This window comes from Bradyrhizobium sp. T-12 (assembly GCF_058314695.1).
Window position 1 is genome coordinate 80,348 of sequence record NZ_JBZFQJ010000002.1, and the last position, 25,599, is coordinate 105,946.

Consider the following 25,599-nt stretch of genomic DNA (forward strand, 5'->3'; position numbering starts at 1 on the left):
GAATCCCGACATTCTGTCTAAGGTGCGACGAGCTCGTCCGAAAAGTGTCAGGCGCCGACCGTTGGTCTGAGACTCTCACGCTCGCGCGTGGGTACGAGGCAGTGTCCTCACATTAGCGAGCATGACCAATGCGAGTCGCGCCAAGCCGGCCGCGGGGCTTTGCTGGCATCCAGCAGAAGGAAGTATTGCCCGGATGAACTACCAACAATAGTGATTGATCAAGAGATGGTTTCTTGGCAATGAACGGTGGGTAACTGCTGCGGATCACGCGCTGATCGCAAGGCAGATGGGAGGAGGTCGGCAATTAAGATCAACCACAATCGACTATCGTCAACGGGCTAGTCGAGGCGGCAAGGCGGGTCGCAGAACGATCACATGGAGGTTGTGGCGTGTTGAGGCTGAACGCTGCCATGCGCTCGTTGATGAAGACAGGAGCTTCGGCAAGTTGGCAGATGGCACGACTCGTGGCGCGCTCACCAGCCCGCATTGCATGGTGGCGTCCTGCCGAGCGACATCGGGGTCCAAAAGTCGATCTGTTTGTTCCCAGCATTATCGCCGTGCCAATACTACTGAAGGTCGGCTGCGGTTGGCTCTGGTCCGCGTCTTGTGCGTGTTCGGCTTCAATTCCGGAGTAGTCGCAACCACGTGTTGTGCATATTGAGAAAGGGCTTGGTGGTTTCGGTGAACTCTCGGCGGTTGGGAAGAGCTTGTTCAACCCGAAGAGCGATATCTCCGAAACAGATCAAGGAACGTCCGGTCACGCGGCTGGGATCACTTCACAAGCGCGACAACTTTGCAGGAGAGCGCCTATGCCGTCGCGCCCGATGTCCTTCCTTTCTAGATCCCGAAAAGCCGGCCACGACTTAGCCACGGTAGCTGTGATTGGGCGCCGGTTCATTGATCTGGCAACCGACGAAATCGTCGTCGAGCCGTCCTCATCAGTGTGCGAAGGAGCGATGGCTGCGGTCAACGCCGAAGCGAACCGCTATGTCGATCTCATTGGGCTTACGTCCCTTCGCAGGGCCGTCGCCGAAAAGCTCTCGGTCGAAACGCGCGTTGGTTGGAGTGCGGAAGAGATCGTAATCACTACGGGCGCGCAGCAAGCGCTGCTCTATGCGGCCGTGACTGTCCTAGCGCCGGGCGACGAGGTTATCATTATTCGCCCCTGGCGGCCGATATTGCTGTCCCAGGTCGTTCTCGCTGGTGCAGCACCAGTGTTCGTTGATGCTCGCTGCCCGAGATATATTCCCGATATCAGTGCAATCCGAGTTGCTGTCACACCGCAGACGAAAGCTATAATAATCAATTCGCCAAATAACCCGACCGGCGCAGTCTACAATCGAACGATACTACAAGATATCGGCGAACTCGCTATCGAACGCCAGATATGGATCATTTCCGATGAGTGCTACTCGGGACTGGTATTCACTGGTTTTCGTCACCACGAGTCGATCGTCATGGCGCACCCCCGGGTACGTTCGCGGACGATCATAGTCAAGTCGTTTTCAAGGGAGTTGATGATAACCGGCTGGCGCTTGGGCTATTTCGCCGCGCCCGCGCAGCTCGTTTCCGCGGTAAGAAAGCTTCAGAGCCATGCAATCGCAACTCCGAATGTAATCGCGCAGCAGGCGATCCTGCACCACCTTCAAGCCAGCGATGGCAGCTTTGAGGAGCAGATCTATCAGCGTCTTGTCGACGCTCGCAACATAGGTCTTCACATCCTTTCTGATCTACGCGATGTAACTCCATCCCGCGCCGATGGTTCGTTCTGTTTTTATCTCAATCTGAGTCGGCTTTTGTCTGCTTTGCGGACTGAAGGCTCAGTGCGATCTGCCGATGACATCGCACGAGTGCTCCTCGAAGAAGCTAATGTAGGATGTGTTCCAGGCGACGCTTTCGGCGACGCGAACGGCCTACGTCTCTCCTTCGGTGCTCCACCGGAGCTATTGGAGATGGGGCTCAAACGCATCGTCGAGGCGCTCAACGGTCTAAGGCGCGGGCAGCCAGGGACCTAACCGCATCAGAAATGAAGGAATTTGAGCTGAGTGTCCGTCGTTCACCTCATCCATTGCCGCTAAGCGGCGGATAGGGCTTTCGATATCTTGTTAACGGCGAGATTGCTCTATTTCAAAATTAAGCCCTAGCGATGCCGCCACTTCTGGCGATCAATCTCCTGATCTGGTCCGTGATAAGGGCATCGCTGTGAGTCTCACTCAAGAGTCGAGCTCAAAACGTCTAACGTGGGCCAGTCATAAACTGCAAAATCGAACTCGATCCGAACCATAAGAGTCCTTACTAGCGGCGGCGGCTTGTTCCAACGGGGAGCGCAGAGGAAGCTCTGGTGCGGCATAAGCCACGCTCGTTCAACATGGATGGCAATGTAGGGTTAAGCGGTCCTCTGGTTTGCTGCGGCCACAGACAGGTGCAGCAGGACAATCGGCGACGACAGGATCTTCGAGTGCGGACGGCAAGTGAGCTTGTTCGCTTACGATCCGTACATGGTCGGTCGCTGGCGGGGGTTAATCGTGAATCAGGTCTGCCGTCAATTTGAACTGTCACTGCCAGCGCGGCCCAGACGTGCTTTCGTTCATCGGCAGGAGGGATGCTGACCAAGGGACGTTGTCGGTCACCGAGGCGCCGCGTTCGTTCTCGATCCGATCGATGGTACTACCGAAGCACCGAAGCGCGCGAACCCGCCACCTCAACACCATCGCCGAGCGCGCTATGCGAACTTCATTCGTATCAGGTGTCATCCTCTGAGGTCGGGGATCCAGGATGCCCACTCGCACCCTGCTAAGCTCATAGGCCGTTGGTCCTGCGACTGCTGCACCCGAAAAGCAGCCGTACTCTTTTCGGACTCGGATATGCGTCAAGCCATTCCGAACACATCCGCTTACTACAGCGCGTGGATTGTGCTGATCCCGGCCAAAACAGTTGGCGTTTCCCTTGGCAAGCGAGGCCACGTGCGTATTGCGTTGCACTGTCAGATTGCGGCCATGCCGCAACTCTAAGTGATCACGTTGGTGTACTCGTGCCGCCTTACAAAAACTAATCGCTCGCGCCAACTGCGACACAAGTCAAATCCTGGCGGCTGGATGAGGGCGACGCTCAGGGAGGCTGCATTCGTCGCCGGAGCCGCTCTACCGAGTATTACTCAAATTGCGTTGTGCGCCCTCTAGAACAGGCTATTATAGCGCGACAATCTGGTTGGGAAGCACTGTCACTGATTGTCGCGCCGCACGGTTATCGAGCTTTGGTCCACAGTATGCCGTCGCCCCATACGTGCTCGACGCGTCCCCACTCGCAGGCTGCTGCGACATGCGGGAAGAACCCACGTCCATGGTGGTTTGCACTCGTATTGCAAAGCAGCGGAATGCCTGTGAGCTTTTCGTATTCGACGAGAAGCTCGGCGACTTTGTGCTGAGAGGTCCTGCAAATCGTCTGCAATCGCGCCGATCCATCGAGATGTACAACAGCGGGGATTTTGTCCCGCCATTCTGGTCGTGTCTGGTGATCGAAAAGCATGTAAGGGTCCGGTGTTCCGGGACTAAATATATCCGGCGCACGATCCTCTAGGCATATCGGAGCCACTGGCCGGAAGTGTTCGCGAAGTTTGATGTCGTTGAGATAATCCTTCATTCGCGGCGAGGTCGCGGGGGCGAGAATGCTTCTGCTACCCAACGCCCGAGGCCCAAGCTCGGCGCGGCCGGTAAGAAAAATCACGGGCTTGTTGCCGGCAAGAATGGTCGCAAGTTCATGCAGACTACACGGCGCGGCCTTCCATTCGGGGGGTACATCTCGACGTTGCAAGGCTGGACCACTATATACCGACCATTCCAACGGCGAGAAGCCTTTTTCCACCACCATTGCGCAGCAAGCGGCACCGATTGCCGAGCCACTGTCATTCGGAAACGGGGGCACCCAGACGGCATCGAACAGGCCTGTCGCACGTAGTGCGCTGTTCCATTTGATATTGAGACCGCAGCCACCTGCTACGCACAGATTGCGCGCCCCAAGATATGAATGCCGCTGCAAAGCAAGCGCCATTTTGCGGACGAGGAGACGCTCGAGGAAGCAATGAAACGATGCCAGCACATCTTCGGGGGCCCTGGCCTTTAGGTGGCGCGCGCTGGCGTCGAAGAAGTCATGCACAGCCGCAAGCGCGGACTCCATGCTCTCAATGTCTGTACGGAAACTGGCAAGTTTCGTGTCGGCCGCAAAGCGCTCCTGGTAGAGTTCCTCAAAGACCGTGACAATGTTTTCAATGACAGACCCGAGCGCGATATACGCCATCAGCTTGCCGGCTACACCCAGGTTAAGCTTGCCGGCACCGCCCGGGTCCACCTTGCCGGGGCCACCCAGGTCCCAGTTAGCGCGGTTCGCCTGCTTATACGGTCCAAAATGAAGTCCCGCGGCGGCATAGACATGCCCAATCACCGGGAACAGGCATTCGATGAACTGAGCGCCTCGATGTTCTACGTGATAAAGACGTGGAAAGGTGCCGCCGTCCCACACGAGGCAGAAGGCGGGCTGTCCAGCTTTGGCAAAGGGGCTGGTGCAGTATGCGGAGGCTACATGGCCTGTGACGTGCGGATAGCTTCTATAAGGGAAATCGCTGCCATCGAGCCTAAGACCAGAGCCATCGCACGAGGTGAGAAGGCCGTCGGCATGGCGTTCAACATAGGGCGCCCCTTTGAGAGTGATCGGTGTCGTCCCGCTGAGAACCTGGAACTGCGACTCCGCCACCCCCGCCCAGCCATCGATGACGAACTGATCAACTTCTTGCGGATCCAGACCGTGTTCGGTCAAAGCGACGACGATTGCATCGAGGTTGTCGATTGTTTGATACCGCGGATTGTTGCTCCGTTTCTCCTGCTCGATACAAAAGATAAGCCGTCCGTCCTCAACAAGAGCAATCCCGCCGTCATGTGTCAGCTTGATACCGCAGATGCGCATAGTGCCTCCTTGTCTGATGCCGGCAATTCGATTGACAAAGACCGAATCGAACTTAGAAAGATGCGAATAGGAAATCGTCGTGGATCGATTCTGGCACCGCTCGCGCTCGACGTCGGTCTAAGGTTGCATTCCACATACCCACGACCGTCTCGGCACTAGCAGCGTGACCCCAGCGCGGCGATCCGATTACTAGATGCCGCACGTAGCGCAGTGCACGATCTAGACCAATGCAAATCGCAGGAATCCCTCGCGGTTTCTCGGCCGACTCTCGCGTTCGCAAACTGCTTGGCGGGTTCCTGACATCAGACGAGTGTGTTTTCGGACAGAAGCATGCGCTACGCCAATTGGGAGGTGCTATCCGACCTACCGCCGCGAACTGGACTCGGCGGTCGGTTTGGCTTCTCCGGTCAACAGCGGAAGTACCGCAACACGCAGATCATTGATGCATCGATCATCGAGAGCTACCGCGTGCAGGCCAAGCGGACGAAGGAATTTGGCCGACTCGGCGCGATGTTGACGTCGACGGGCGGCTCGAGGTGCGCAGCCTCTCCAAATTTATTGTCGTCGTCGGCGCACCTGTCGAGGCCTTGCGTGACGTGTCGCTCATGGCCAGCGAATTCGTTGTACAGCCTGGCCTTGAAGTCCGTAAAGAGCCAGGGCCTCAATCTAACGTTGTTGTCGAGAAAGCTTGGCGATCGTCGATCAAGTAGCTAGACGGCCCGCAGCTTGTAACTCCAACACAAAGACTTCGAGCCGCCGTATCGCGCGGCAGCGAGGCACGGGAATTGCCAAGCCGCTCCAGCCAGCAAATCACCTCTATCGCCATTTTTCCACCATTGTGAACCCATTCATATTTCTGAGATCAACATTTTAGTGGTCTCACGTGCGCGAGCGAAGACCGCCGACTAGATAGGCATGTTGGTCGCGGGAAAGTTCGGTTGACTCTTTAGTACTTTTCAAATCCCACCATTTTCATGGTCCAGCGGCTGACACCCCCCTTGTCGTCGCGATGAATGAACATCTTCCTGATTGTAGTCTCGAGGTTTCTACGCTCGATCGCGGGCAGGAACGGAATGTCGAGCCGACGTGTCTGAGCGAATTTCTCAACTACGGTCTCAGTTGAATTGCAGGAAGGCAATCGTGCGGCAATCCCGTGCGTGGTATGTAGATCCTCGATAAAGTAGAAACCGCCAGGCTCGACGATGGGAAACAGCTTCGCTAGAGCAAGCTGCTGGTGATAAGCTGCGTGCGAAGCGTCATCAATGATGATCCTTACGGGCGGGAGCGAGTTCGCTAGGCGTTCCAGGGCTACCGTATCGCCCATGTCAAGGCGCTCGAAACGGAACCGGTCCATCTTAAAGGCGCTGAAATCGGCAACGTCGCATCCGATGATCTCGGCTTTGGGAAAGAACTCCAGCCACATCTTAATAGACGGAATGTCGTCAACCTTGCGACCGACCACTACATCGGGATCGAGAGAGCCGTTTCCGTGTTGTAATCCAATCTCGACCATCGTGAAAGGTTGCTGGCGGAATTCTTCGAACAGAAAAGAGTAGAAGCTGGTGTAGCCGTGGGCGTCGCCTACCTCATTCCCCTTGTCGGTTCCGAGGGCATTAGCTCGCTTGGTCAAATTCGGTGCGCTCATTGCAGCATTTCCTATTCTCGGATGGAGCATTACACGGCGGGTCAGCTTCTGAGTTCAAGAAGCATACCAAAACCGTCAGTCTGAGTTTCCTTCTTATTCTCATCTGGCACGTGTCTCAGGTAGAACGGGTGTGTCGTGACTCCGACAGTGCGCCGCATGCTCCTTCTCGGTTCTTTAACGCGTCCCCCACGTGCAAATGCGGCGGCTGATGGTGACTCCGCCCACCGCCCCGACAGCGGCAGTGTGGTAGCCTCTCCCGGCATCTGCACCCCTCGCTACGGCTCCAACAGCGCGATGGGATCTCGGGGGATCACGAGTCACGTACTGGCGTTTGCGCTGAGTGACCGACGGGCGCTGGAAGGTCACAAGTTATTCCAAGAAACCGGTAGCCGCTTTGAGATGTATTACTGCAACCGCACAGATCCGCGCGAACGAGTAAGGTCGACGGTCGCAAATGCCGCATCGTCTTAGTCGCCTTACGACTGAGCTTCGACTGGCTCGCCTCAATCGACTAGATCCAACTGGGCACCCTCTTGTCTGAAGCATATACGGCGCGGCGGTCTGTATTTCTCCTTCCTAGCAGTCCCGATATTCTCAGCCGGGACAATCGTACCCAGAATATCTAAGTACCGATGCAATTCGACCATTGCGACCAGAAGCAAACCGGCGGCCAGCTTTAGCTCAGAGCGACGCGGTTGCGCCGCCGATTGAACTCGTGGCTCTCGCCGGGAGCGAAGATGACAGGGTGATCGAGACGATCAACGATGATCCGGCTAGGCCATCGTAGCTTCCAATGCCTCAGCACCACAAGCAGCCCGACGGCTCTCGTGCGGCGCTCGCAAATCTGCTCGCTTTGTATTGTGTTCCTAAGAGCAGAATTCTGCAAAGGGGTTCTATTTCCCCTGGTAATTTGGGGGCCGCTTCTCGAAGAAAGCGTCCATCCCTTCCTGCTGATCAGAAGTGGTGAAAGCAACCCGGATCGCTTGCCGTTCAAATTCCACACCGGCATCGAGGTTCGTTTGATAGGCGGCCAGAACGGCAGCCTTCGCAAGCTCCGTCGATCGAGGCGGCTTCTGTGCGATTATTTCCGCAATCTCGAGCGCGCGTGCCCGCGCCTGGCCCGTTTCTGTAACCTCGGAGACCATTCCTGCCTGCATTGCGGCACGGGCCGAAATTGATTGGCCAGTGAGGATCATCAGCATGGCAAGCGATTTGCCCGCCACGCGTGTCAACCGCTGGGTTCCGCCGTCACCCGGCAAAACGCCGATGTTGATTTCAGGTTGACCGAAGAGCGCGCCTTCGCCTGCGATAATGATATCGGCCAGCATTGCAAGTTCGTGACCGCCCCCAAGACAAACGCCCTCTACGGCAGCTATGATCGGCTTGAGACAGTTGGTGAGGTCGCGCCAATCATTGCGTCGGGCGAGATTGTTAATGGCCTCGAAGCCGCGTTGTTGCATCTCCTTGATATCCGCGCCCGCGCAAAAGAACGTGTCGGTGCCGCAAAGCACGATGCAGCGGACGTCCTCATCCAAAATTGCGTCTCGGCAGGCCGATGCAAGTGCCGCGATAAGCTCATTGCTCAGGGCATTTCGCTTCGCCGGCCTGTTCATGCTCAGCAGGCGGACGTGCGGGAGAGGGGAAGTGGATAGCACGAGTTCGGATTTTTGGATCACGAGAGAATTCTTCCTGGAGAATGGGAGAAGAACCAGAACTTCTTCTCGACTTGGATCGGGATGCACCTTGCGTAAGCTGGCTTGCAGCGAGCTTCGGAGAGATCATTGCGTTGCACACAATTCGCTGCCATTCATCCGGGCAAGCTGCCGAGGACCCGAGGTTGATATGGTTGCTATCGTGCGAGCAAGGCCAGGAAAAACAGACACCACATTGTGGTTTGGGCGGGCTATCCGAAAGCCTTTCTGCTTCGAGCCTCCTGAATCGCCTGCTCCGAGAAGCCAAAGGAAGTCAGGACCTCCTCGGTAGCGGCACCGATCGGCGCGGGGTGAATCCGGACGGCTGGAGGTGTGCGTGAGAGCCGGACTGGCAGTCCGGCGAGCGAAACGACTCCTCGCCCGGGTACCTCAACCTGCCACATGATGCCGTTTTGGCTTGCCTGAGGGTGGCTGATCGCTTCTGGAATTTCATTCACAGGTGAGCAGAGCAGATCCACGGAAGCCAGACGATCGAGTACCTCCGAAGTGTTCAAGGTCATCAAAGCCGGCGCACAATATTCCTGAATGGCGGTCAGATTTTCGATCTGCTTTTCGCGTGTAGCGAGTTCAGGCCGCGTGCTTATGTCCGGTAGATCGAGCGCCTGGCAAAGCAGGCCAAGCGGGTTGTCGCGAAAGAGCATTACAACGGCTACCCAACCGTCCGCGGTCCTGACGAGCATCGCCTGACGCGTCCAGTCGGTTTTCACACCATAGATGCTCTCGCTGGCGATTTCGCACAGCTGCATAGCGAGCGAAACATCGAACAGCGACGTCGACACCAGTTGTCCCCGGCCCGAGGTCTGGCGTTCGATGACGGCGGCAAGAATGCCCTGGACGAGCGACATCGCCGCGCCATAGTCGACAATAGGAGAGTTCGTCAGCTGCGGAGGCTGGTGCTCCTGCAGTCCTCCCCGTGCCAACCCGCTAAATGCCTGCGCCAGCATGTCCTGGCCCGGACGATCTGCAAGCGGACCTGTTTCCCCGAAACCAAACCCCGCAGCATAGATGAGACGGGGATTGCGTGTGCTAAGATCCTTATAGCCGAGGCCCAGCCGCTCCATCACGCCGGGGCGGAAGTTGTGCATCAACACGTCAGCGCGGTCGACCAGGGTCAGCAAGATCTCAAAGGCGGCCGGGTTCTTCAAATCCAAGGCGAGTGTCCGCTTGTTTCTGCCCATCGCAGCGTAATACGCGCTCATCCCGCCGACGCGGGTGGCCTCAAAATCAAGCCCGCGCGTGATGTCACCTTGGGGACGTTCGATCTTGATGACGTCCGCGCCAAAATCCCCCAACACCTGTCCTGCAAGCGGCACCTGCATCACCATGCCGACTTCCAGAACGATCAAGCCGTCAAGGGCGCCACGCGCTACGGAGGCAGTTGCTTTATCGCTCACGACAGGCCTTTCCCTCAGATTGGAACGCTCGATACTATGCCGCGCGATCGTCGCCGTCAAGATTACTATATCCCATTATAAAATTGATATATTGCAATGCGCTGCGAAACCGGCTTTGAATGCGATTGCCGAATCGAGGCGCCGAACAGGCGTTTGGGCCAGCACCTGCCGGAAAGGGGATCACTCCCTGCCGCCGAAAAGCAGGTGCCGACGCAGTTGGACGTCCTGAGACGTTCTGCAAGGCTTGGTGACGGGGGGCCTGATGACGAAGAACTACATCGCCGGTGAATGGATTGCGGCAGCCAAGGCAGTCGCGAACATCAACCCGTCTGATACTCGCGACATCGTAGGCGAGTACGCCCAAGCCTCTGTAGAAGAGGCGAAGCGTGCGATCGATGCGGCCCATGGCGCCTTTCCGGCTTGGGCGCGTTCGACGATCCAGAGCCGCCACGACGTTCTGAAAGCCGTGGGTGACGAGATATTGGCCCGCAAGGACGAACTCGGACGCCTGCTCTCACGTGAGGAAGGAAAGACCTTGCCGGAGGGGATCGGCGAGGTCGCTCGCGCCGGCCAGATCTTCCATTTCTTCGCGGGTGAGTGCCTGAGGCTGAGCGGCGAGAAGCTGCTCTCCGTGCGAGCCGGCATAGACGTTGAGATGTCCCGCGAGCCGCTCGGCGATCACGCCATGGAATTTTCCTATGGCCATTCCGGCCTGGAAGATCGCCCCGGCACTGGCCTATGGCAACTCCGTCGTGTTCAAGCCTGCAGAACTGGTCCCCGCCTCGGCAAACGCCCTTTGCGACATCATTGCGCGCGCCGGCGTTCCCCCCGGCGTCTTCAACCTCGTCATGGGGAGCGGCTCGGTCGTGGGCGAAACAATGCTCGCCAGTACGAAGGTGGCCGCGATCTCCTTCACCGGCTCGTTGTCGACCGGCCGGCGCATTGCCCAAACCTGCATTTCTGCCGATCCCATGAAGAAGATGCAGTTGGAGATGGGGGGCAAGAATCCAATGGTGGTGCTCGACGACGCCGACCTAAAGGTGGCCGTCGAATGCGCGATCAACAGCGCCTTCTTTTCGACCGGCCAGCGCTGCACGGCCTCATCTCGCCTCATCGTGACAGATGGCATTTACGACGCCTTCCTGGCAGCTATCACGGAAAGGATGGATGCGCTGGTCGTGGATGACGCCTGCAAGCCAGGAACGCAGATTGGGCCGGTGGTTGATCAGAAGCAGCTGGAGCAAGACTTGATGTACATCCGCCTCGGCCAGGACGAGGGGGCCAAGCTCGTCGCTGGGGGCGAGCTATTGAAACGCGATGCGCCCGGTTTCTACTTGTCGCCCGCGCTGTTTGCAGAAGTCGACAATCGGATGCGGGTCGCGCGCGAAGAAATTTTCGGCCCGTGGCAGCACTGATCCGGGCGCGAAATTATGACGAGGCCCTTGAGATCGCCAACGACACCCCATTCGGACTATCTTCCGGAATCTGCACCACAAGTCTGAACTATGCCAGCCATTTCAAGCGCAACGCGGAGGCTGGCATGGTGATGGTCAACCTGCCGACGGCGGGCGTCGACTATCACGTGCCCTTCGGCGGCCGCAAAGGTTCGTCCTATGGATCACGTGAGCAAGGGCGCTACGCTGCAGAGTTCTATGCGACTGTGAAGACAGCCTATGCGTTTGATGGAGGTCCACCATGAGCGTGATGGCGGCCGCCTGAAAGCGCCCGAGTTGAACAGTTCTGCACGTTCAGATGATTGACATGCTGGCTTCGTTGCCGACTTCGAGCGAAGCTGCGACCTGGCGGAGCGCCCATTCGAGATCTTCGATGTTTTCGGGAACGCCGATCGATATCCTCAGCCCCGAGATCAAGGAGGGATCAACCACGAGCGCCGAGGGCGGCGTTGTGATGACGCCCCGTTGCAATGAACGGGCTGCCACCTGTTGAGCAATGTCGCTTGGCAGGTCCATCCAGATGTGAAAGCTGGCCGGATGATCTGCACGTATATGCGGCCGGAGGATTTGGGAGGCAAGCTTCACGCGCTTCTTCGCCTCCTGGACCAGAGACTGCTTCACGCGCGCGGCTGTTCCCGTGCGGATCCATTCGGATACGATGAAGGTTGAAATCGGCGAGGCCATCCAGCAGGTCGCGCGCATAGATTGATGAATCTGCGAAAGATAAGGCTCGGGCGCGACGAGCATTCCGATGCGCAGACCCGGCGCCAGGCACTTCGACAGCGTATTGACATAGAAGGTCCGCTCCGGCGCCAATGAGGCGAGCGGCTCGCTGGTCTCGTCCAGGAAGCCGTATGCGTCATCTTCGATGATCAGGATGTCCCGCTTACGCGCGATCCGCACGATCTCTCGCCGGCGTGCCGCGCTCATGATTCTCGCGGTTGGGCTCTGGATGGTGGGAATAGCAAAAAGCACCCGCGCTGCCCCGCTTGCCGCCGCTTTGTCGAAAGCGCCCGGCAGCAATCCTTCGCCATCCATCGGCAGCCCGATAAGGTCGAGCTTTGCGAAATGAGCATAGGACTTCATGCCGTGATAAGTGCCGGCCTCGACGAAGACTTTGTCACCAGGCTGGCAGATCGAGCTGAAGGTCAGCGCTATCCCGTGCTGTGCTCCATTCGTAATAACGAGGTTGTCCGGATTGGCTTCGAAGCCCGATTGACGAAATAGGCCGGCGAGCTGGGCCCGGTGTTCGGCAACACCAGAGTGGGAGAGGTATCCCACGTAGTCGGAGATGTCAGCCGTTGGAAACGTAGATGGGCTCTCAGCTAGCACCTTGGGCAGTAACGCCGGCCCTGGGATGTTGAGGCTGAGATCGACAACCTTGCCACCGGACGCAGGGGTCGGCCTCTGTGACGCGACAAACGTCCCGCGGCCGACGTGCCCCAGAAGCAGGCCGCGCCGTTGACCTTCTGCATAGGCCTTGATGACCGTTCCGACGCTGAGGCCGATCTCCTCTGCCAAATCACGCTGGGTAGGCAGCCTTGTTCCTGCCGCAAGAGTTCCTGCCGCGATGTCGTGTTCGATGGCCTCGACGAGCCGGACGAACAGGGGAGCGGTGCCAGCCCGCAGGTGAGGGTGCCATTTCTGCATTTTGATTGCTTATCTCAGAATACCGCGCTTTCGCTATCCCAATTTTTGGTCCACCAGATCAAGCTCATAGCGGCCGCACCCTCACGATCTCTGTTTGCTTTTCCTCGATGAGCGAGTTGCGCAATGGCCGCCCGAAAGCCGGAGATTCGATCTCGAAAGCGTCACCGCCGCGCAGCTTGACGCCGGCCGAAAAGCTTAAGGCGCTCGCGCCGAAGAAATAGACGTGGACGTCGCCGGGCCGACGAAACGCGCGGTATTTGAAGTGATGGTGCTCAAGATTCTCAATGGAATGAGACATGTTGTTCTCGCCCGAGATAAAGCTTCCGGACCAGATCGCTTCGCCAGCTCGCAAGACGCGGACCGTTCCGGATACCTCGTCCGGAAGATCGCCCACGAGGAGTTCGGGACCATAGGAGCACTGGCGCAGCTTTGAATGAGCAAGGTAGAGGTAGTTTCGCTGCTCCATCACATGATCGGAGTATTCGTTGCCGAGGCAGAAGCCGACACGCAGTACGTCGCCTCCCTCGCCAATGACGTAAAGCCCTACAATTTCGGCCTCCTCGCCCCCGTCTTCAGCATAGGACGGCAACGTGAGGGGTTGCTCAGGTGCGACTGCCCAGGAGCCATCACCCTTATAGGCCCACTCTGGCTGGACCCCGATGGATCCCGGCGGAGGCTTTCCACCGTCCAGGCCAAGCTTGAACATCCGCATTGAATCGGAAAGTTCGCCTGCGGCCAATTTCGCGTGCATGGCGTCGCGCGACTCGGCGCTACCGAGGTGCGTAAGTCCAGTCACCGCGATCATGCAACGCGAAGGATCAGCGTGGTCGAGAGGCGGCAACAGCCGCTTCTCGCGGATGATCGCATCGTAATCGACCTTCTCTCCGAAGCCGCACCTTTGGACGCATTCGGCAAGCGATAGCCGGGAGCGGGCTGCCTCCAAGGCTAATTCGCGTACACTTGTCCGATTGTTCACGAGCACAGGGACCCCGTCGCCCGCCTGGAGCGCAGCGACATGACGAGAACCGTTCAGAGATACAAATTGGATGAGGCGCACGAGATCCATTCCAGGTGAGAGCCAGCCGCGCTGATTGCGGCAAAGCCAGACTGACATTCAAATTGAGATAGGTCAATGTGCTTGGCTAATCGGGGGTGCCAATATTTCATGAGCGATTTCAGTCGTATAGATGTATCAATCCTTCAGCTAGAATGATGGCTACCAGATTGATATATCCTAATTGTATTTGAGATAGTCTATTGCTTGACATTGGCCCGTCATTGTGATGGTCTCGCTCGATATTGGGCTAGTGCACAGAGATGCCGGCCGTCATGGGAGACGAAGCGGTGGAGGCGATTTACTGGTTTCATGGGAGGAGCGGCTGGGCTGGCGATATTGCAGTCCATGCCAAGCTTCTCGCCAGCCCGCGCCCTTTACAACCATCCCTCTCGCGCTCGCGCGAGCCCCTTTGTCTTTCCGCGCAAGTCCTTGTGATCCAAGCGGCGGCCCCGAGACGATCTCATCATTCACCTTTTCCAGGTCAGTTCGGCTTACGTAAGCAGATACTCGATCAGCTCGCATCGTTTGCGCGGAAAAGTAGGAAACGTTCGCCTCGCCAAGCCGAGCGGACGTCTCAGCGCGGAGGAGTTTGTCCGCCTGCCTTGAATCGAAAAACTTAAGCGTCCCGCAGAAGGGCGCATTGCTACAGGAGGGACCATGGAGTTGGGACATAAGCCCGCCCGCGGGCTGTTACACAGACGATTGGAATGAAGGAAGCCCGATCAGCTGCCTTCGATCGCGCCAGCGTCCATTTACGGGCGTGCCGCCAGAAATCTCAGCGCCTTGAGCAGGCCAACAAGCGACAGGCCGGCGCGCATTCGCGCTTGCCGCGCAAGGCTTAAGCAGTCTTACCCAATGAGCGGAAGCAGACCCATGCAAACAATGGCCCAACCTTCTATCGATTTCATTCAGCCCGAGAAGCAAGTTGCAACGAGATCAATGACTATTGGTCTGGGCGGAGGCGTCGCGCTGGAGTGGTATGACTGGCAAGTCTACGGCTTCATGGCGGCTTTTCTATCTCCCCACTTCTTCCCTTCAAATGACCCGGTCGTTTCGCTGCTGGGAGCATTTGCCGTATTTGGAGCCGGATTCATTGCGCGGCCTCTGGGAGCGGCTTTGCTTGGTCCTATCGCAGATCGCATCAGCCATAAACGCGTCATGATGATCGCTGTTACGGTCATGGCGCTATCTTCGTTCCTGATTGCGATCTTGCCGGCTCATAAGGACATCGGGACCCTTGCCACTGCAGCGCTGGTCATTCTTCGACTGATGCAAGGGCTTGCCACTGGCGCAGAGGCGGGCGTCGCCAATGCAATCGCCATCGAGTTGGCACCACCAGGTGAGGAGGGGCGGTATCTCGGCTTGATCAACGGTACATTCATCATGTTGGGTTCGATCGGAGCAAGCCTCGTCGCTTTTCTGGTGAGCGCGGCCGTCGCCCCCGAGGTCATGCGCGAGTGGGCTTGGCGAGTGCCGTTTGCGGTCGGAGGCCTGCTTGGCGTCCTCATCTTCTTCCTGCGCCAAGCAATCCCGGAAACATTGATCGCCCGCGCTATGCATCATGACGAGATGTCGCGCGTTCAGAAAACCACCGGCGGCGTTTGGAAGGCGCTCTGGAATGTGCGACTGTCGCTTCTGGCCGTGATTTTGGTGATCGGCTCGGTGCAGCTCGCCAACTACACGTACAACGTGGGCCTGCCCAACATCGCCAATGGTGTTTTCAAGGAAAACAGCACGTGGGTGTACGGCATCCTGACCCTCATGGGATTTTGCTGGATGGTCTTTTCACCTGCCATCGGTGCGTTTGCAGACAAGATAAAGCCCTCGCGCGCGTTCATCTTGATGCGCCTTCTGCTCATCCCAGCATTCTTCCTGACGCTGCTCTATTCACACCAAAGCCTTCTGACCTACGCCATGGTGATGCTGGTTGGCGGGGCCATGGTGGGCTGCAATATGGCTCTCTACAACTTCATAGCCACAACCTTGATGCCGCGCACAGTGAGAACGACAGGCGTCGCCCTTGGTTACGCAATCGGTGTGACAATTTTCGGCGGTACCACGCCCTACCTGCTGGTATGGTTGCAACGCGAGGACATGGCATGGATGTTCCCAATCTACGGGTCGCTCGTCGCTTTGCTCAGCGTGGTCGTATATCAGATCGCTAAAAAGCGCGGCTGCATCTATGTAGGCGAGTGATAACAGTCTTGTTAGGGCACTCCAGAGAGGTCCGGCCGATCGGCGGCTCCCCTCTGGAAAGGCAATGGTCTCAGTGGAACAGCGGCTGAACAAGAAACCCTTGATCTCTCCAGCCGTCAAATGCGCCCCTAGGTCCGTTCCAAGCCGCTTTAAGGATTTCGGCCGGGGTAACGCGAGAGTGACACAGAGAGCGCTCGCCGCTGGCCTTCGCCAGCAGCGAGTGCCATTTTAGATTTCTTCAGGCCGCAACCTGCCGGTTAGCAAATGAAGCGCCTCGAACAAGTAGTAGCTACCAAAGATCAATTCGGCATTACTGACGTAGTCCTCGGCTCTCGAATCCCCGCGCTTGTTGAAGCATCCTTCCACCAGCATGCCGGCTGGACGGCTATCGTTCTTATGAACCGGAGTGAGATATCGTTCGACCAGCGCCAAAGCGGTGCGTTCTCCGGCGCTACGGTATTGCCGCCGCTTACTGTCAGTCGGCGCAATCGAGCTCAATTTTAGAAGAGCCGATGCCATAAAAGCGGTCGCCGCAGTGTCCCGCTCGACGTTGGGCGCTTTAGGAGCGTCAAAATCCCAGTACGACACGCAATCATCTGGCACATGGGCGAGCCACCAGTCGGCCCCGTTCATGGCGGCTTGACGCCATCGCTCCTCTCCGCCGCCGGAAAAGTAGCTGATCGTCGAGCACACCACGCCCCACGCCTGTGCTCTTGCCCAAACGCTGTTCTCGCTGAAGCCCTTGTGTGTGTAGCGTCGGAGAACCTTGCCGGTCTCGGGATCGAGGGAGGAGGACTGGATGAAGGATCCGTCCTCACGCTGATGGACGGTCAGAACTTTATCCGTATGATTGGCAGCCACTTCGCGCATCGCGCGGTCGTCTAGAGTTCGAGCGGCCCAAAACAGCAGCAATGAGACGACCAAACTGTCGACGCTGCTTGCAGTGGCTCCCACGTCAGCGCCCTCCTCGGCATTCGCGCCAAGGGGCACAAGACCAAGGTGATGGTTGTAGCGTTGCTTCAGATCTCGTGCCGCCGCAAGGCCGAGCGTCCGCGCGCGGTGACTTCCGGTGAGCAGCGAACCCAGTCCGGCCCCGTAATAGAAGGTCGCAGCCTTGAACGCGGTATCGGCCGAGACGCGCGGTTCAAGACGCTCGCAACCTCGTTCTGCAAGATCTCTGAAGCGCTCGCCGCCGTTACTCCGCGAGGCAAGCCAAAGCATCCCCAGCCAATAGCCGCCGGTCCAGTCTCCGTTTGAAGTTGTCGTCCAGGTGCCGCTCTCCGGATCTGCCCAATGTGGATAGGCGTCGCCAACTTGTTGAGCTGTATTCTCGATCCGCCGCATCATACGTGCGATCGCTTCTTCCCAGTCTATGCTCATCAAAGCTCCTCGTGAAAATGCAGGATGGTTCCACCTGAAAGCGGGTTCTCACCATTGCTTCACTTGAGAGCTTCTCATGATTATTGCATTATATCAATCTGAAATTGGGATAGTGTATTTGCTCAACGAGGTAGGTCTTGCTACATTCAATCGGGCTCCCAGCGTGATGCCGCCAGGTCCCGAAAAGCAGCGCATGATGTTCAGCGCGGTATCAAAGTAGTCTGCGTTTGCTTGCAGGGATATTGGCGCACAGTGGAGCGCTGGCGCGCCGGCCCGAAGTTGATCTATCGATCGAGCCTTCTCAACGGTCGTCCTGGCTCGACAAACGCCGCATCCAGCCTCTGACGAGGGATTGCCGCTACGCCCAATGGGCGAGCATTCGGTAGCCCGCGTGGCGCATGTCCTTTTGCCAGGTGACTTGCTTGCCGGGTGACCTGCGCCGCGGCAGTAGTCACTAAAGAAGCTGCTTCAAGTTCAGCGCCGGATTAGCGAGCGCCTCTGCCTCGACCTTCAGTTCCCGCCTAATGATCGTCTCTGCAACTCGGATTTCCTTCGCAACGGCGCCGAGGCTTCCAAACCCACAAGCAGCCACGAGGCGCCCGCCGTCGACAAGGGAGAATAGAAGTTGGCCCCTCGGGCCTAGGCTTCTGACGACCGGGATTTCTCCGCCGCAGCAGAGGCCGACCATTTGCAAAGTCTCATCGTATTGGTCCGACCAGAACCAGGGGAGATCGTCATACGGACGATCCTCGCCCACCATATTCGCCGCCGCAATCACCCCTTGCCGCTGCGCGTTGCGCCAAGCTTCCAGCCTGATCCGCTTTCCGTAAAGGCGATGTGGAAAGGAACAGCAGTCCCCCGCTGCGAATACGCGCGGATCCGATGTGGCCAGCATTTCGTCAAGCGCGATGCCGTTGTCGACAGCGAGCCCCGCCGCTTGCGCCAGTTCGACGTTGGGGGTTGCACCGACCCCCACGATCACGAGATCGGCAAGATGTCTTTGGCCCCCGGCCAGTACCACGCAGGAGCGTCCTTCACAAAGCTCGATACGTTCAACGACTGCCGTTGTCTCGATCCGTACCCCAGAACGCTCGTGCTTGGCCCTGATCAGTTCAGCTATGCCAACTGGCACTGCCCGGGAAAGTATGCGCGATCCTGCTTCGAAGACGATGACCGAAGCGCCTCGCAAGATCGAGCTCGCAGCAACCTCGAGCCCGATAAAGCCGCCGCCGATCACAGCCATCTCGCAGCCTTGGCCGATTAACTCGCGAAGGCGTGTGGCATCCTCATACGACCTAAGCGTTGCGACCCTTGATCCCTCAGCAATTGGCACGTTCAGGTCACGCGGACGAGCGCCAGTGGCCAAGAGGAGGCGATGATAGCCTATCTTGGCCCCATTCGAGAGAATCACCATGCTGGCCGTGCGATCAATCGAGACCACCTCACAGCCGTGGCGATAATCGATCTTCAATTCGGAAAGCCGCTCTGACGTCACAATCGTCTTCGGCCCAGGCCTCGTCTCATCGACCAGAACTGCTTTGGAGAGAGGAGGGCGCTCATACGGGAGACTGCTTTCGTTGCCGATCAACACCACGCTCTCTTCCCAGCCGCGCTCGCGCAGCGCCAGGGCGGCTGCCGTGCCAGCTTCGCCGGCGCCAACAATGGCAATCGTCGAATGAGTACTCAAATGGCCACCCCTCTTGCAGGCAGAGCCTGCTCCTCACTGGCCACGCTATCGAAGAGGTCACGGACTAGGGACCTAAGAAGAAGAGCTTCCTCCCAACGATCCGTCGTGTCCTTGCCTTGCCGATCGGTGATCGCATAGGGCTGCGGGCCAAGTTCGCAGGTAAAACTAAGGCAGGCACCCGTGCCTGCGCGCTTTCGCCAGCTTCGGAACCCGTATTTCCACCACCCCAGGAACAGATCCAGCCATATCCTGTGCTGAGGAAACGTGATCTCAACCTGAATTTGCTCGCGAGATGCAACCCGTCCATGAAACGCCCAAGCGCGATCGAGCACCTGCCGCACCAGCGCTTCATCCTCGTCCGAGATGGGATACCAGAACTCCCGACCCAGCAGGATGTGCGACAAATCGGCAAGGATCCGCATCCCGGGCACCTCGTCCATCAGATCGAGAGTAAAGAGGAGATCCGTGGTCATCCTGTTGCGATGCGTTTCGAAGTAGATCGGCATGCCTGCCTCTTCCGCCACCCTGATCCAGCCATCCAGCAGCGGGATACAATCGCTGACCCTGCGCGGACGGATGTCTGGCTGGACGTTGAGATGCAGAACGTTGATCTGCTTGGCGAGGTCGATGGCAGACTTCAAGTGATCGATCGTCTGCGGGAAGCACATGCCCTCGACTGCAAGCCCGGAACCGTTCAAAGCGCGTGCGATCAGGTTGACGCGTCCTGGATCATTGCAGGACGTAGAGATCCCGTCGAACCCCGCTTGCTGTATCATCGCCAGGTTTTCATCGAGAGAACGTTCGAAACCGTCAGGCTGCCGCCGCTCCATGGCCCAGAGGGACTGCAAGACAAGTAAACGCTGTGAGGTCATCCGCAGCTCTCACCCGCTCAGACCTTGACCATAACAATGCCATTCTCGATTTTTACCTCGTAACTCTGCAAGTCGACGCATGCGGGCAGCGCACGCGACTCGCCCGTTCGATAGTCGAAGGTGCCGAAGTGTTTCGGGCATTCGATAATTCCGCCATCGACAATGCCATCCGCAAGATGGACCTTCTCGTGTGAGCAGTGGCCGTCCATCGCGAAGTAATCGCCCTCGGGCGAGCGAACAATCACAAACGTGCGGCCGCCGTGATCGAGGCGGCGAACCTCTTCAGGCCTCAAAGCGTCCGCAGCGCAGGCCGCCACCCATTCAGCTTGTTTAGTCATATCTAGTCCTCAATCTTCAACTGGCGGCGATCAATCGGCTGTGGCTCAGTCGCGCAGCGTGCGCCAGTACCGTTGCGGCGCAAGGGCTGCCTCAACGTGACAGGCCTTCGGAGCCTCCCCGCTTCGGCGCTAACCGCCGCGCACCCACTTCTTGGCCTTTATGCGCTTATACATTCTCTCGTCGGCCTCTGGAGAGCCGTCGTGAGCCGTGCCGAACCACTCGTCGAGCGGGATGCGGCGTTCACCGTAGTTCACCTCGAAATACTTGTGGTGCAGGTAATGGTAGAAGTTGTCGGTGCTGATCGCCTTCGCATCATCCACGACCACGCGGTCGAAACCGGTATGTGACTTTGCGGGGGACAGTCCCGCGTGCATCAGCTGAAACATTGCGTGCAGCGGATGGGACGGAAGAACGAAATGAATCAATACCCCTGAGAAGTAAGCGATGTGTTCCAGTGTCGACGCCGAGAGGCCGGACCACGGCCCCGGATTGACGTTCTTGTGGTGGACCTTGTGGATGAGATGGTACAGCGGCCCAATATGGATGAGGCGGTGAATGAGGTAAAAGTGCAGTTCGCGCCACGCCGGCATCACCAGCACGAGTGCAGCACAATATAGCGGATGCGCTGCGAAATCGACGTAAGGCAAGCGGTCGTTCGCGTACATCCACCAGGTGAGCGCCTCATATGCACTCCATACAGGCACGGCGCTGCACATGGTCCAGAATATGTTCTCGGCCGTCTGACTTCCGAACATGAAGGTCGGGTTGTGCGCATCCGGCCACTTTGCATTGTATTTAAACGCCGTCTGCTGACGCCGCTCGATATAAAGAATGAAATGGAAGGTGCCGTAGAGGAGGAGAGTCAAAGCGGTGTTACGAAGCAGAATGAGCAGTATCCAGTCGGCGTGGAGTTCTCGCATCGTATCGAGCGATGGAGTGAGATAAGTCCACGATACAAGAGAGATCAGGAAATAGACCGTATTCCAGGGCAGGAGATAGCCCGGTAACCAGCGCAGTATTTTCAGCGGTTGCACCGGCCAGACAAAAATCGGCGCACGTTCGGGCTTCTTCTTTGGTACCCAATTGCCCCGCTTATCGCGCGTGCCGTACAATGCTTCGTCCATATTGCACTCCATTGCCGCTTCAAGGCAGACAGCTCGTGTGTTAGATCCTTCGCCGGCTGATTGAGATCAGCTCTCGTCGCCGTCGCAAGAGCTTTAGATCAATCGCCAAAGCCCGAGTCTTTTAGTCTCGACACGAAGGCCGCATATTCATCGTCGGCGATGTCCGATATTTCCTGCGGGCCTGGAAAGCCATTTGCGGTGACGTCAGCACGGAATGCGCTGAGAGCTTTCACGCGCTCCTGTTTGATGCGCTCCTGCAGGGCCTGAAGATCTCCATAGACCCGAGCGTGCCGGGGCCGCCGGCCTTCGCCACCGCATATGTCCTCGGTGAATAGAAAGATCACGTCAGCATCCGGTCCGGAGCCGAGCGAGACGGTCACCAGTCCGATCCGCCGGCGAATTTCCGACATGACCCGGGCTGGGATGACCTCGCATTCCACCGCAAAAGCGCCGGCTTCTTCTAGACGTCGGAAGCGCTGGAAGAGTGCCAAGGCTTCCTCCGCATATTTGCCGAAGGCGCGAAGCCTTCCGAGCCAGGTCGATTTTCTGGGAACGAGGCCCAAGTGACCGACAACCGGAATATCCTCGGCCGCGAGCATTGAGACGGTCGCCATGCCGCGTGCGGTGATCACCGCATCGGCCCCGTCGCTTAGCGCCTTCAAGGCGGTACGAAGGATGTCGTCCTGTGTTACAGCATCGGCAAAGCCCAACGCGGCGGTGACGAAGAGGTGCTTTGAGCCCCTCCGTACGGCTTCCACGTTGCGGGCGCGGGTCACCAGCATTTCAATGCCGGCCTGCTCCGCGGCCGCTGCCTCCTCGGCGGTCTCGGCAGTGACCTGAGTGTAGCGCTTGCCCGACTTTCGGGAAGCGCGCAGGTCGGCCACCGTCACCGTGCGCTCGGCCTCGCGCGCCGCCCAATCGTAAATCCGCGGCATATCGTTCCAGTTCTCACTGTTCGCGCCCAAGGCGCATTGATTTCTTGTTGCTCTCTCATTCTGCAGCCGAGGCGCGCATTGTGCGATACATCTCGTCTGCTGCGGCGCGCCTCGCCATGCCGGGAATGACCCCTAGCTTTGTGCAGACCAGGGCACCGCAGCACACCCCGAAGCGCGCGGCCTCGATCACATCCCGCCCTTCCGCCAGAGCCACGGCGAAGCCGGAATTGAACGCGTCGCCAGCACCCGTCGTGTCCACTACGTCGACCACTGCAGCCGGAATGGTGGTATCGACCTTGTCGGTGACGATCAGTACACCACGGTCGCCAAGCGTCACGATCACGTTGGCGGCCCCGCGCTTGCGCAACAGATCGACCAGCTCGCGCGAGGGCCGCGGATCATCCGGGCGCAGACCGAGCAGGATGCGAAGTTCGCTTTCATTCGGCGTCAGGAAATCGACCAACGGGAAGATTTCATCCGGCAGCGGTGCGGCCGGCGCCGGATTGAGAATGGTTTTCTTACCGTATTTGCGACCGAGCTCCATCGCCCGCATAGCCACCTCGACCGGCGGCTCCAGGACCGCCATGACGAGGTCGCTCTCGCGAATGCGGCTCTCGGCGCGATCGACAAAAGCCGGATCCATGGCGTTTGTGGCGCCATAATCCATGATAATGAAGTTCTCGCCTCGCTCATTGAGGATGATGAAGCCAACCGCCGTCGGCTTCTCGGTGATCTGCTTGACATGCGCCGTATCGACGCCCTCGGCCTTGTACAGATCAATGCCAATATCTGCGAATTGGTCTTTGCCGATGATCGCAACCAGCGACGAGTCCGCCCCGAGCCGCGCAGTGGCAACAGCCTGATTCGAACCTTTTCCGCCCGGGCCCATATCGAAACTGCTGCCTAACATCGTGACCCCGAAGACCGGGATGTTCGGAGCGCGAATGGTCAGTCCTACGGCGAAGCTGCCGACGACGGTAATTCTCGGTTTACTCATCAATTCCTCCCCTGAAAGTGCCTGAGATCAAGGCGTGGCGTGGAATGCCTCCACCACGTCGCCACAAGGGCCCTGCGCGCGGTGGCGCAGTTTCGTGGGCCGTGAGCATCGGCACCGGTCCTCCCTGAGCTCCCTCAGCGATCTCTATGGATACAAAACGTGCATCCGGGAGCCTGATCACGAGCTCATTTGTTAGTCATTGACATCGAGCCTAGATGCAGAAAGCCCCAGCGGGAATGGACAAAGCACGCTTCAATTTATATAAAACGCGCATGGCCGGCTTGCCGCAGCGCACACTTTTTCCTGAGAGCCATCAGTACGTCCTCCCTGATGCTGCCTGGACCCGATGCGCCTTTACGGTACTTAGGGCGGGCAAGGCCATCACCGCACGTGATCATCACATCGCTCGAGACAATTATCCGGGCCAGGACATTCTATACTGCTCCGCTGGGCGCGGCTTTGTAGTCAGCGAAGGCAGGACATCGACTGTTGAGCGCGGTCAGTTGATCTGGATTGCCAACGAAACGTCGCATGCGCACTGGCCGGATGAAAATGATCCCTGGACTGTTCTGTGGGTGCGGATCGACGGGCCCGACTGTGCGGCCATTCGGCGAAAGGTGTTCGGCACCGGAGCAACGCTAGCAACGATATCAGTGCCGAACGAGATCGAACGGTGGTTCGCAAGACTATTTGATGTCTTGCGCGCCAGGGATGATAACGTCGATTTGGCACTTAACTGCCTCGTGGCGGAACTGCTTCACCTCATCGCAGCACCTTCCTCGAAGCACGGTGAATCCCGTCTCCCGGCCCCATTGCGAGCCATCATTTTAAAGATGCGGCAGTCCCCGGAGCGATCCTGGCACGCCGATGAACTCGCCTCGGTCACTGGCCTCAGCGCCGCACAGACGCGGCGGCTATTTCAAGGGCATCTGCAGATCAGCCCAAGGCGCTTGTTGATTCGAGAGCGGATCATGATGGCGCAAAAGCTGCTCTTGGAAAGTGACGCTGGGCTCGGCGCAATCGCCGAACGCTGCGGTTTTTGTGACGTCTATCACTTCAGCCGTGAATTTAAGCGCAGCACTGGCACCAGTCCCAGCACCTGGCGGCGAGCTGAGGGAAGATAAGCCGGTGTATCAGGGCTGCGTCGTATACGCGGCGATCAAGGGCTCGAAGCAGCGACTTCACGTCGCTGCCCCTGATCCTCTGCGAACACTTCTGAACTCGGTCCGTACTTGTTGAGTTCGCGCCAATTCTTTTGCGGCCCCATCACCAATTTGGTGTGGACCCGGACGGGGTGGCGAAGGTACTGCTGGCTCGCAATGAGAACATAATGACCGACAAGCTGCATAGAGGAGGCGAGCTTGCAAAAAACGTTGCGCTCCGCTGACAAGCAGCGACCTCAACAAGATCGTGGATGAGCGCGCAGTCGGAAGCATGAACGAACGGATCAAAAATGCAGTGCATATGCAAGAGGTTTCCTTATATCAGATGGTAAGGCCAACCCACTCTTATCGCTTCCGGTCGCCATTTCTCCGCTGAAGAGGCGTTCATCGTGAACAACGACAAAGTTGTGCTGGATGTGCGTGCCTTCTTGGAAGCTTGGGCGCGAGCGTTCAACTCTGGCAAGCCGGAGTATCTTGTTGCGTTATACGCAGATGATGCCTTGCTTCACGGTACGTCTAGTTCCACGCTCTACATCGGTGTCGCAGAAATACGCACCTACTTCCATGGCACCGCAAGGGTAAAATTTGACGTATGTCATTGCGTCAGCTTGGCGGCTGACATTGTTATGGCCGTCGGAAATTATGTCTTTTCTGAAACGCGGCATGATCTGCAAGTGGCGACACCCGCCCGATTTACGTTTGTGCTGCGCCGTCATGATGCCTCCTGGAAGATTTTACACCATCATTCATCTACCACCCCCCTTTAGGTGGATTAAGGTGGTGGCGAATGCGCGTACGATCGTGAGCTTGGCGCGCGGCAGTTCGCGCCAGTTAGGGGAAGCGCGTGATCGCCGAAATTGGCTGGTTGTTACTTTGAAATGCTTAGGCCTCTGATGTAATCCGCTGCATTGTCAGATCCGTGCCATATTTCAACTCTAAGGTGACGAGACCGGTTCACTTGTCGCCTTACCAGCCCGTCAAAAAGACCTAAGGGCTCAAAGACAAGCCGGCGAGGCAGGACAGATCGGCGAAACGCCT

At 57.9% G+C, this 25,599-nt stretch carries 17 protein-coding genes and 1 pseudogene; 5 read left to right on the forward strand and 13 right to left on the reverse strand.

Annotated features, from left to right (window positions below; translation table 11 throughout):
- The first annotated feature begins 809 nt into the window (after window positions 1-809).
- Window positions 810-2,015 carry a pyridoxal phosphate-dependent aminotransferase gene (locus AC0WRY_RS34655; RefSeq protein WP_237866559.1) on the forward strand — a complete coding sequence of 402 codons (1,206 nt, stop codon included), beginning with the start codon at window positions 810-812 and terminating at the stop codon, window positions 2,013-2,015.
- Window positions 2,016-3,243: 1,228 nt separating this feature from the next.
- On the opposite strand, the gene nodU is transcribed toward AC0WRY_RS34655, so the two are convergent.
- The 4 genes from nodU to AC0WRY_RS34675 form a co-directional block, all read right to left on the reverse strand.
- Entirely contained in the window at window positions 3,244-4,956 is a 1,713-nt protein-coding gene (gene nodU / locus AC0WRY_RS34660; protein ID WP_128955098.1) for a nodulation protein NodU, read from the reverse strand.
- A 946-nt stretch (window positions 4,957-5,902) separates the two neighbouring features.
- Window positions 5,903-6,601, reverse strand: coding sequence for a hypothetical protein (locus AC0WRY_RS34665; RefSeq protein WP_128929758.1), 699 nt, complete (start codon window positions 6,599-6,601; stop codon window positions 5,903-5,905).
- 893 nt (window positions 6,602-7,494) lie between these two features.
- Entirely contained in the window at window positions 7,495-8,277 is a 783-nt protein-coding gene (locus AC0WRY_RS34670; RefSeq protein ID WP_232995601.1) for an enoyl-CoA hydratase-related protein, read from the reverse strand.
- Window positions 8,278-8,504: 227 nt separating this feature from the next.
- The gene (locus AC0WRY_RS34675; protein ID WP_128929757.1) at window positions 8,505-9,767 is read right to left on the reverse strand and encodes a CaiB/BaiF CoA transferase family protein; all 1,263 of its coding nucleotides are present in this window, start codon (window positions 9,765-9,767) and stop codon (window positions 8,505-8,507) included.
- A gap of 202 nt (window positions 9,768-9,969) precedes the next feature.
- Between AC0WRY_RS34675 and AC0WRY_RS34680 the strand changes: the two are divergent.
- Window positions 9,970-11,406 (forward strand): annotated as a pseudogene (locus AC0WRY_RS34680) (aldehyde dehydrogenase family protein).
- 49 nt (window positions 11,407-11,455) lie between these two features.
- Here AC0WRY_RS34680 and AC0WRY_RS34685 read toward each other — a convergent pair.
- Together AC0WRY_RS34685 and araD1 are read right to left on the reverse strand one after the other, a co-directional pair.
- The gene (locus AC0WRY_RS34685) at window positions 11,456-12,811 is read right to left on the reverse strand and encodes an aminotransferase-like domain-containing protein (RefSeq protein WP_128929756.1); all 1,356 of its coding nucleotides are present in this window, start codon (window positions 12,809-12,811) and stop codon (window positions 11,456-11,458) included.
- 64 nt (window positions 12,812-12,875) lie between these two features.
- Window positions 12,876-13,868 (reverse strand): AraD1 family protein, encoded by a 993-nt coding sequence (araD1, locus tag AC0WRY_RS34690; RefSeq protein ID WP_128930170.1) that lies wholly within the window; start codon window positions 13,866-13,868, stop codon window positions 12,876-12,878.
- Window positions 13,869-14,741: 873 nt separating this feature from the next.
- Between araD1 and AC0WRY_RS34695 the strand changes: the two genes are divergently transcribed.
- Entirely contained in the window at window positions 14,742-16,064 is a 1,323-nt protein-coding gene (locus AC0WRY_RS34695; protein ID WP_164934143.1) for an MFS transporter, read from the forward strand.
- 228 nt (window positions 16,065-16,292) lie between these two features.
- Here the strand turns inward: AC0WRY_RS34695 and AC0WRY_RS34700 are convergent, their stop codons facing one another.
- The 7 genes from AC0WRY_RS34700 to AC0WRY_RS34730 form a co-directional block, all read right to left on the reverse strand.
- Window positions 16,293-17,444 carry a glycoside hydrolase family 88 protein gene (locus AC0WRY_RS34700; protein WP_128929754.1) on the reverse strand — a complete coding sequence of 384 codons (1,152 nt, stop codon included), beginning with the start codon at window positions 17,442-17,444 and terminating at the stop codon, window positions 16,293-16,295.
- Between the two features lie 454 nt (window positions 17,445-17,898).
- Window positions 17,899-19,131, reverse strand: coding sequence for an NAD(P)/FAD-dependent oxidoreductase (locus AC0WRY_RS34705; RefSeq protein ID WP_128929753.1), 1,233 nt, complete (start codon window positions 19,129-19,131; stop codon window positions 17,899-17,901).
- Complete coding sequence (locus tag AC0WRY_RS34710; protein ID WP_128955097.1) at window positions 19,128-20,003, reverse strand: sugar phosphate isomerase/epimerase family protein; 876 nt, start codon at window positions 20,001-20,003, stop codon at window positions 19,128-19,130. The genes AC0WRY_RS34705 and AC0WRY_RS34710 overlap by 4 nt, the downstream gene beginning before the upstream one ends.
- A 17-nt stretch (window positions 20,004-20,020) precedes the next feature.
- Window positions 20,021-20,341 carry a Rieske 2Fe-2S domain-containing protein gene (locus AC0WRY_RS34715; protein ID WP_128929751.1) on the reverse strand — a complete coding sequence of 107 codons (321 nt, stop codon included), beginning with the start codon at window positions 20,339-20,341 and terminating at the stop codon, window positions 20,021-20,023.
- Window positions 20,342-20,470: 129 nt separating this feature from the next.
- The gene (locus AC0WRY_RS34720) at window positions 20,471-21,466 is read right to left on the reverse strand and encodes a sterol desaturase family protein (protein ID WP_128929750.1); all 996 of its coding nucleotides are present in this window, start codon (window positions 21,464-21,466) and stop codon (window positions 20,471-20,473) included.
- Between the two features lie 98 nt (window positions 21,467-21,564).
- Window positions 21,565-22,431, reverse strand: coding sequence for a 3-methyl-2-oxobutanoate hydroxymethyltransferase (locus AC0WRY_RS34725; RefSeq protein WP_232995600.1), 867 nt, complete (start codon window positions 22,429-22,431; stop codon window positions 21,565-21,567).
- A gap of 25 nt (window positions 22,432-22,456) precedes the next feature.
- Complete coding sequence (locus AC0WRY_RS34730) at window positions 22,457-23,398, reverse strand: ribokinase (RefSeq protein WP_128929749.1); 942 nt, start codon at window positions 23,396-23,398, stop codon at window positions 22,457-22,459.
- A 236-nt stretch (window positions 23,399-23,634) separates the two neighbouring features.
- Between AC0WRY_RS34730 and AC0WRY_RS34735 the strand changes: the two genes are divergently transcribed.
- Both AC0WRY_RS34735 and AC0WRY_RS34740 read left to right on the forward strand, forming a co-directional pair.
- Window positions 23,635-24,522: an AraC family transcriptional regulator gene (locus AC0WRY_RS34735; RefSeq protein WP_237891805.1), complete on the forward strand. Its 888-nt coding sequence runs from the start codon at window positions 23,635-23,637 to the stop codon at window positions 24,520-24,522.
- A gap of 428 nt (window positions 24,523-24,950) precedes the next feature.
- Window positions 24,951-25,328, forward strand: coding sequence for a nuclear transport factor 2 family protein (locus AC0WRY_RS34740; protein ID WP_128929748.1), 378 nt, complete (start codon window positions 24,951-24,953; stop codon window positions 25,326-25,328).
- Window positions 25,329-25,599: the final 271 nt, after the last annotated feature.